The organism is Flavobacterium collinsii (genome assembly GCF_902804485.1).
Classification (GTDB): domain Bacteria; phylum Bacteroidota; class Bacteroidia; order Flavobacteriales; family Flavobacteriaceae; genus Flavobacterium; species Flavobacterium collinsii.
The window spans coordinates 1-5,930 of the sequence record NZ_CADCST010000150.1 but is presented as its reverse complement, the minus strand read 5'-3'; the positions used below and the strand labels follow the sequence as shown (position 1 = coordinate 5,930).

Sequence of the window (5,930 nt, the reverse complement as noted above, 5' to 3'; positions counted from 1 at the left end):
ATTTTAAATTTTTTAATACTGAAACTCATTCTCAATTTGTTTAAATGTAGAAAAAGCATTACTATTGTGTAAGGGAACTGTTGATTTTACTCACATTAGTGGAATTAGTACGGTCTAAATTTTGATTGTTTTTTTTATAACTGTAGAGATCTATGAAAATCGGTTTATTTTTAGGTTCATTTAATCATCGCTAATACGATGGCATATACAACTGATCTGGAAGAGGTTTGGCTGATCCCAGCACCTCCAAGCCCGTTTAGAAGCAAGAAAACTACGTTACCAAAAAGTGCTCGTATAGAAATGATTAATATATCAATTTCAGATAATCCTAGGTTAAAGGTCTTTGATTTTATATCATCTTCACCTACGGTATTTACCATGCTTAAGCCTAGTTATATTGTTGATAATTTAAATAAACTGTCTGATAAATTTCCAGAGCATGAATTCAAATTAATCATCGGTGAAGATGCGTTAGTAAAATTTAAGAAATGGAATATAATTAATTTTATCTTCTTCGGGTAGCTTTAAAAAATACTCATGCAAACCTAACATTGTAGCCAAATGATAACACATATGATTTGCCCCACTTCCTATTTTAGACAGATAATTACGAATTCCGGTTTTTGTGTCCTCAACCAAAATGCCAACACTTTTATCAGGATCTAGCCAAACCTTCCTATTTTCTTTTGATTCGATTGGCAACTTTGCAATGTAATTATCTATTGTATCACTTACTTTTTTCAAGCATGAATTTTTGTCAAATGTCTTATTAAGCCTAATAAGTTCTTCACGTTTTCCACTTAAAATTTCCTTTTGTTTGATAAGTTCAGTAGTCAATTCTCCTGTGGGAGCTAATGAATCCAAAGTTTTTAGAACATGTTCGATTTTTCCCGTAAATTCAAAAACATCTTGATATTTCTTATAGTATTCTTTATTCTCATCAAGCAATATTTTAATGTTTGAATTTACACTCTGTAGCATTTTTTCCTTATTTCTAACATCATTTTTTAGAGAATATTTTTCTTTTTCAAAACTGAATGACATTTTTTTCGACTCTCCAATAATTGAAAGATTATTTATTTCGCTTTCCTTTAGAGTTAACAATTCGTTTATCGCTTTTTCAGATTTTGAATCGCAAAATGGACAAACATCTGTTCCTTTTTGATTTAAAAACCAATCTATTGGCTTTAGCCTTTTATCAAGTTCTAGAACAACATCATTCAAATATTCGTTCTTTGATCTATCAAATTGCTCTATTTTTGATAAATCAACTTTTAATACATCAAGCTCTCTACTAAGCTTAATCCTATCTTTATCAAATTCTTCTAATTTTTCAGTAACATAAAGAAGCTTAATTAGTAAATAAACCAAGGTAATTTGTTGATATTAACAATGTAATAATAAAGCTAAATGTTATTTATAAAATTAGATATTGTTACTCAAATTTGACTTTGGGCAATCTTCTAACAATCTCTACAGCCTGCACACTTACATTGATAATACTCAAAACCAAATCTAAGATATATCTCGCATTCCCCACTTCGGTAGCCCAATCGTTTTGCCTATTTAGTCTTTATGATTATTGGTATTATTGGTTATTTCACTGTTCCCTCTGTTGCTAATTATATTGTTCATGCAGGAGGTGGCGGTGCACTCGGACAAAAAGTGACCAGTATGTTTAGCAGTTCTACAACTTCAGTGATGAGTACTGCATCTCAAGGCACTACAATGGCAGTTGATGCAATGGGAAATGCTGCAGGACGTATGTATCAGAGCATGGCAAATTCTGGTAGTTCTGCTCCCTACTTCAAAGACCAGGAGAATTATATGACCGATAAATTAAAAGGTAAATCTTAATCCTAAATTCAAAGCTTATGTTTAGTAAAATGAAAAATATTGACACTGCTTTTCGGCATGTTCGCGGTTTTACGATGCTTGTCATGGATTCAAATGGACTTCAAACAATCCGAAACTAATGGAAACTTTAAACTAAACTATTACCACCAGAATTACGGCTATGATTTAGAAGCAGCACTGTCCAAACATCCGATTAAAGAACTGGAAACCCCAAAATATAAAGAAGACTTGATAAATTCTTTGAAAAAAGGAAATCTGCAGAGTGCTACTTTCTTAAAAGAAGGTAATGAGATCAAACAGTATATTGAAGCCAGCCCGCAATTCAAAACAATTAATATCTATGATAATAATATGAAACGAATTGACAACCGTAAAGCTCAAGAAGAAAAACAAACTGAAACCCAGCAGACTTCCGAGAAACAAGGCAGTAAAAAGCAAAACCAAACTGCGGACGATGATGGACTTGAAGTGCCAAAGGAAGCTAAGAAAAAAAAGAAAAGTCAATCCATGTAATCAATAATTATGCACGAACAGCTTCCCGTTAACAGAGTAGAAATGGAATTAAAACAGTGGCACTCCAGGGAAGAGCGCTTTAGCAAACTGTTCAATTTCAGTCTTTCCAACAATAGATCACTCCTTAAAGAAAAGCTGCACCACTACGAACGTATTGGAACAAAGTATAAGGGCACTAAAAATTTAGATGAACGTTTTGCTTTGCAGATGCTCAAACAGGAAAAAAACAAGATTCTAAAACAGCTTTACCCTAATTTGTTAGTTCGTCTAATTCGTAAACTGGTTGTTGCACCACTTATAGATCAAATTGCAGTACATAAAGATGTAAAAGAAGCGCAGAAGAATAATCAAGCGCTGTACGATCAGGTACAGCGTATTGGTTTTAAAGATTTGTCAAATCAAATAGATCATCAAATAAAACAGGGTCAGGAGCAATTTAATATTCTGGTGTCCTATTATATCAACGAAAAGGAACGACTGGATCATGAGCTCTCTTTTTCTAAAGACCAAAGTGGACAATATCAATTTGATGGTTATAAAACAACTTTGCAAAATGAATCAAAACCTGAAGAGCATAGAAGTCAATATTTCAAAATACAGGGAAGAAATTCTTTTGACACAATTCAGGCTTATAATTTGTTAGTGGGTCGGGCAGTTCAAAAAGACAGATCCTGGATACAACTGGATCTTAATGACAAAGATGCGACAGGTAATCACCGTATAAAAGAATTTCATTCCGGATACGGTTATGATCTTGAAAAGGCAGTACAGCAGCTTCCCTTAAAGGAATCATCAAATAAAAATGAAGCTAATAAATTAATGGATGATTTAAAACAAGGAAATCGGCTGCCCGTAACCTTGATTAAGAATGGAAATGAACACCGGTTTTATATTGAAGCAAATCCTCAGTTTAAATCGGTAAACATTTATGATGGGCATTCCAGAAAAATTACGCTTGCAACGGCATTGGGTAATAAAACAATGGAAACTGTAAAACAAGTACAAAAAACGAATGAGATCCAGCAGGAGAGCCATTCCAAAAGAAATGGTATGCGTATAAGCTGATAAACTGAAATATGAAAACACTACAACCTTTATCTGATTTCTTTAAGGCAATAGAGAAAGATTACCGTATCAGCATCACTCATATTGGTATCTATGCTGCATTGCTACAATTTAGGGTAGAAAAGGGTTTTGTTAATCCTATTCAAGTTTATAGATATGAAATTATGAAATTAGCTAAGATAACCGGACCTGTAACCTATCATAAGTGTATGCGTGAACTAAACGAGTACGGCTACATTATTTATTTACCAAAACGTAATAGAAACCAAAGAAGTACGATTTATTTTCCTATATGAGTAATTGAATAATTTTAATTAATTAGTAAAGCCCGCTCCCGGGCTTTTGCTGTCAATAGAAGGAGGTGTATGATGAGAGAGGAAAAGATTGATAGAATAACACCGCACAGAGCTATGGAATTATTGAGAAAGGGTGGTATTGATGTAGATACTGATCAAGCAAAAAATATCTTGGATTTTTCCTGCTAAATGGCTGAAATAGTGTCTGGTACATATTTAGATGAGCAAAAAAAACGTAAATTTACAATCACACAAAAGCGTGAAAGTAAGTTTAAACAACCAATATTAAAATCATGAAAATTGCAGATTTATATATCCGTGTAAGTACAGATGAACAGGCAGATAAAGGATATTCGCAAAGGGATCAGGAAGAACGTTTACGTAAATATTGTGAACTGAATTCGTTTCAGGTTCGAAAAGTGATTACTGAAGATCATTCTGCTAAAACTTTTAACCGTCCATCATGGAAGAAATTTTTGACAGAACTACGTCTACGCAGGGGACATTCTGATTTGGTACTCTTTACCAAATGGGATAGGTTTAGTCGTAATGCAGGAAATGCTTATCAGATGATCAGTACATTACGTAGATTAGGGGTTGAACCACAAGCAGTGGAACAGCCTTTAGACCTTACAATTCCTGAAAACAAAATGATGCTTGCTTTTTATCTTGCAGCTCCTGAAGTTGAAAATGATCGTAGAGTATTAAATGTTTTGCATGGTATGCGTCGGGCGAAAAAAGAAGGACGTGTTATGGGGATTGCTCCAATAGGGTATATTAACAAAGTTAATGAAGATGGTAAAAAATATATTGCAATCAGAGAAGATGAAGCAAGTATTATGCGATGGGTTTTTCAGGAATTGGCGAAAGGAAAAATAAACACACAAGAGATCTGGGGATTAGCAATTGATAAGGGACTAAAATGTAGTAAGAATGCTTTTTGGGGTTCTATACGTAACCCTGTGTATTGTGGAAAAGTATTCGTGCCAAAATATAAAGATGAAGAAAGTCAATTAGTAAAAGGACAGCACGAGCCACTAATTTCTGAATCAATGTTTTATGATGTTCAGGATGCAATCGATAGTAGAAAAAAAAATAGAAAAACTACTCTAACGGTAGATCCGGCTTTGCCATTGCGAGGGCATCTGATTTGTCCGAAATGTGGCAGACTGCTTACTGGGAGTGCTTCTAAAGGACGTAATCAGCATTATTACTACTATCACTGTAGGTTAGGATGTACATTCCGGGAAAAGGCTCCGGAGGTAAATGCTATTGTGGTAGATGAACTAAGAAAATATGTAAGGCCATTGCCTTTTTTAGAATTATACAAAGAAGTAATAGTATCCGTATTTAAAAATAAAACAAAACATGAACGCAGTGATGTTAATAGATTAAAAGAAGAACTGGAAGTGACTAATGAAAGATTGGCGAAAGCTAGAAATTTACTTATTGCAGGAGATTTAGACCCTAATGATTATCGCATAATAAAAATAGAGACTGAGGAAAAAATAAATAGGCTTGAAGCTAAATTAACCACTGGAATTAAAGGAACTGCAAACGTTGAACCCTTGCTGGATAAGGCTATTAGTCATATTTCTCAACTGGCAACATTATATGAGGAAGGTACAACCGCAAGAAAAAGAAAGATAATTGGTTCGATTTTTCCTGAAAAGCTCACTTTTGACGGAATAGAGTGTCGAACCACAAGAATCAATGAAGCACTCAGGATTATGCTCTTATTTTACAAGGGTTTAGATAGTAAAAAAAAAGGGACAAATCAGGTGTTTTCTGATTTGTCCCAAGATGTGAACTCCTTGGGACAAAATTCGAACCTTATTACTTGAAGATTTCCAACTTTTTAGCGAGTTGACAGAGGTATAATAGTGAAAGCATTTGATTGCCCGAGTTTATTAAAAAGTTGTAATTAGCCTAAATAGGGCTGATACAAAACACATCCAATTGTATGAAATACAAAGTCCTCCAAGTTTAAGTATATCCAGTAAATACAAAGAATATAATTTTTTAAGCAATATTTAAATCTTAGACTTAATAACATTGTATTTATATATGTAATTATAGAAGCCAAAATTAATCAATACAATGGAAAAACTATTTTTTGTAAAGCTTAATAATACTTTTAGGATTAGAGTCTATATATAGTCATAATAGTTTAAAAAAAGAAGTTCAAATATCCTTTTC

General features: G+C 33.4%; 7 protein-coding genes. 6 read left to right on the top strand and 1 reads right to left on the bottom strand.

The annotated features are described in order from the left end of the window. The first annotated feature begins 198 nt into the window (after nucleotides 1-198). Nucleotides 199-522 carry a nicotinate-nicotinamide nucleotide adenylyltransferase gene (locus FLA105534_RS22560; RefSeq protein ID WP_246253293.1) on the top strand — a complete coding sequence of 108 codons (324 nt, stop codon included), beginning with the start codon at nucleotides 199-201 and terminating at the stop codon, nucleotides 520-522. Here the strand turns inward: FLA105534_RS22560 and FLA105534_RS22555 are convergent. Further along, a complete protein-coding gene (locus FLA105534_RS22555) occupies nucleotides 472-1,371 on the bottom strand; it encodes a DUF3732 domain-containing protein (protein ID WP_173968333.1) in 900 nt (299 codons plus the stop codon). The genes FLA105534_RS22560 and FLA105534_RS22555 overlap by 51 nt on opposite strands. Nucleotides 1,372-1,575: 204 nt before the next feature. Between FLA105534_RS22555 and FLA105534_RS22550 the strand changes: the two genes are divergently transcribed. From FLA105534_RS22550 to FLA105534_RS22530, 5 genes are all read left to right on the top strand, one after another. Then, on the top strand, nucleotides 1,576-1,857 hold the full coding sequence (locus FLA105534_RS22550; protein WP_173968332.1) for a hypothetical protein: 282 nt from the start codon (nucleotides 1,576-1,578) through the stop codon (nucleotides 1,855-1,857). 93 nt (nucleotides 1,858-1,950) lie between these two features. Beyond that, nucleotides 1,951-2,370 (top strand): hypothetical protein, encoded by a 420-nt coding sequence (locus FLA105534_RS22545; protein WP_173968331.1) that lies wholly within the window; start codon nucleotides 1,951-1,953, stop codon nucleotides 2,368-2,370. A 42-nt stretch (nucleotides 2,371-2,412) separates the two neighbouring features. Beyond that, on the top strand, nucleotides 2,413-3,435 hold the full coding sequence (locus tag FLA105534_RS22540) for a hypothetical protein (RefSeq protein WP_173968330.1): 1,023 nt from the start codon (nucleotides 2,413-2,415) through the stop codon (nucleotides 3,433-3,435). An 11-nt stretch (nucleotides 3,436-3,446) separates the two neighbouring features. Beyond that, on the top strand, nucleotides 3,447-3,731 hold the full coding sequence (locus tag FLA105534_RS22535) for a hypothetical protein (RefSeq protein ID WP_173968329.1): 285 nt from the start codon (nucleotides 3,447-3,449) through the stop codon (nucleotides 3,729-3,731). A 293-nt stretch (nucleotides 3,732-4,024) separates the two neighbouring features. Further along, nucleotides 4,025-5,575, top strand: coding sequence for a recombinase family protein (locus tag FLA105534_RS22530; protein WP_173968328.1), 1,551 nt, complete (start codon nucleotides 4,025-4,027; stop codon nucleotides 5,573-5,575). The last annotated feature ends 355 nt before the right edge of the window (nucleotides 5,576-5,930 follow it).

Bases quoted from the DNA above. Each gene is read 5' to 3' on its own strand.
- FLA105534_RS22560 (WP_246253293.1), top strand. From the start codon at position 199: ATGGCATATACAACTGATCTGGAAGAGGTTTGGCTGATCCCAGCACCT.
- FLA105534_RS22550 (WP_173968332.1), top strand. From the start codon at position 1,576: ATGATTATTGGTATTATTGGTTATTTCACTGTTCCCTCTGTTGCTAAT.
- FLA105534_RS22545 (WP_173968331.1), top strand. From the start codon at position 1,951: ATGGACTTCAAACAATCCGAAACTAATGGAAACTTTAAACTAAACTAT.
- FLA105534_RS22540 (WP_173968330.1), top strand. From the start codon at position 2,413: ATGGAATTAAAACAGTGGCACTCCAGGGAAGAGCGCTTTAGCAAACTG.
- FLA105534_RS22535 (WP_173968329.1), top strand. From the start codon at position 3,447: ATGAAAACACTACAACCTTTATCTGATTTCTTTAAGGCAATAGAGAAA.
- FLA105534_RS22530 (WP_173968328.1), top strand. From the start codon at position 4,025: ATGAAAATTGCAGATTTATATATCCGTGTAAGTACAGATGAACAGGCA.